Source organism: Methanosarcina sp. UBA5, assembly GCF_002505485.1.
GTDB lineage: Archaea > Halobacteriota > Methanosarcinia > Methanosarcinales > Methanosarcinaceae > Methanosarcina.
Genome location: NZ_DAVG01000025.1, coordinates 2,676 through 4,478, shown reverse-complemented (window position 1 = coordinate 4,478; position 1,803 = coordinate 2,676). Strand labels below are relative to the sequence as shown.

General features: G+C 38.4%; 1 protein-coding gene. It reads left to right on the top strand.

All coding sequences use genetic code 11. From position 1 onward, the window contains the following. Nucleotides 1-227: 227 nt before the first annotated feature. On the top strand, nucleotides 228-1,508 hold the full coding sequence (locus BP621_RS02400; protein WP_292387765.1) for a PKD domain-containing protein: 1,281 nt from the start codon (nucleotides 228-230) through the stop codon (nucleotides 1,506-1,508). Nucleotides 1,509-1,803 lie beyond the last annotated feature (295 nt).

Genomic DNA, 1,803 nt, shown 5'->3' with positions numbered 1-1,803 from the left:
ATCATTTTTTGAGTACTCTGAAAAATAGCTTTATATATAAGTCAGTCGATTTTGGGACTGTCAAACGGCGGATAGCTAGTAGACAATCAAAACAAAATGGGACTTAAGCAACTGAGCTAAAATTAAGCGGCATAAATCTTCAAGCTGCATGAACATTAATGTTCAGGATAAATTTGCTCTTGCTTTATTTTGCACATCAAGTGCACCAGTCCTGAGGAGAACTCGATATGAAAAAAATTTTCTTGCCTATGGTTTTATTAGTTCTGGTTATACTACTAATGCCCACAGCTTTAGCAGCAGGCAATGTAACAATTAATGATTTTTCCTCTAACGTTACAAATGGGAATGTTACTTTACTTACTAGGTTTACGGGTAATGTCACCGGGAATGTTACTAACTGGCAATGGATATTTAAAAACGTAGAAACAGAAGCTACAACTTACAGCAGTGCAAAAATGACAACCCATCATAATATTAAAAAGCCTGGCGTTTATAATGTTACGCTGGCAGTATGGGGACCTGAAGGAAATGACACACTTACGAAAGTAGCTTATGTAACTGCCAACAGGGACAATTCAAGCCTGCCAGTTGCTGATTTCTCTGCATCTACTACCTCTGGAAGTGCCCCCCTGAATGTATCATTTACTGATAACAGTACAGGTGCAACTTCCTGGTTCTGGAAGTTTGGAGACGGAAGTATTTCAAAAGAGAAGAATCCAACGCATAACTACTCTACTGCAGGGAATTATAATGTTATCCTGGTAGTAAACAACGGAAAAGGCTGGAGTTCAAAAACTCAGCAAATAATTGCTCAGGGAGAAGGATCTGAAGGTAGTAATCTTCCTATAGCTGATTTTAATGCAGACAATACGAGTGGCTCTGTGCAGTTTACTGATCTGTCGCAAAATGCAGATGAATGGAACTGGGACTTTGGAGACGGAGCGACTTCAACCGATGAGAATCCAACACATGCTTATTCCTCGGCAGGAAACTATACAGTAAAACTCACGGCAAGCAACGAAGCTGGAGATGTCTCAAAAGTTAGTACAATAAACTTAAGGGACGAAAATATTGCTAACGACAACAGCGACAGCAGCAGCGGCAGCCGCCACTACCGCAGCAGTATAAGTGGCGGTATCGGTAGCAGTAACAATAACGTCAGTACTTCTAATGAAGTAATACATGTGAATGGAACAGAGTCTGAATCTACTGGTATTGAACAAAATAATAGTACAGTAACAAACGTTAGCGATAACGTAAGTGTTTCTCCTGAACTTCAAAGTAATGTAACAGAAACTGTGAATGATACACAATCCGAACCTGAAACTCAGGGTCTGGATAACGGAAGTACAGCAGCAAACGCTGATACACAGACGTCTGAGCAGACACAAAGCTCAAACACTTCTGACTCAAATACTTCTGGGAATGGAAACACAAAGTCGCCTGGCTTCGAAATGATTTACGGAGTAGTTGGACTTCTTGGAGTGTCCCTCTATAGAAGAAGATAAAACATAGTCAACTGTAGCAAGTACGGAAATGATTATAGTTATATCGAGTAAAGGATTACGAAAATTCGAGCAAAGAATTAACACAAGTTAGAGCAAAGGAAAAACAAATTAGAGCAAGGAAGAATACAAAACAAAGAAAACCTATTAATCCCTACTTAAAGCCTTATATTCTGTTCTTTCCATAAATTAAGTCTAAATATTTATGGTAGAGAATAGAATCAAATCTGGCAAAAAAGGCATATTCTCCTTATTTTGTCAGATTTGTGAGTTATTTTTTTCTAATTTTCAGGAATTT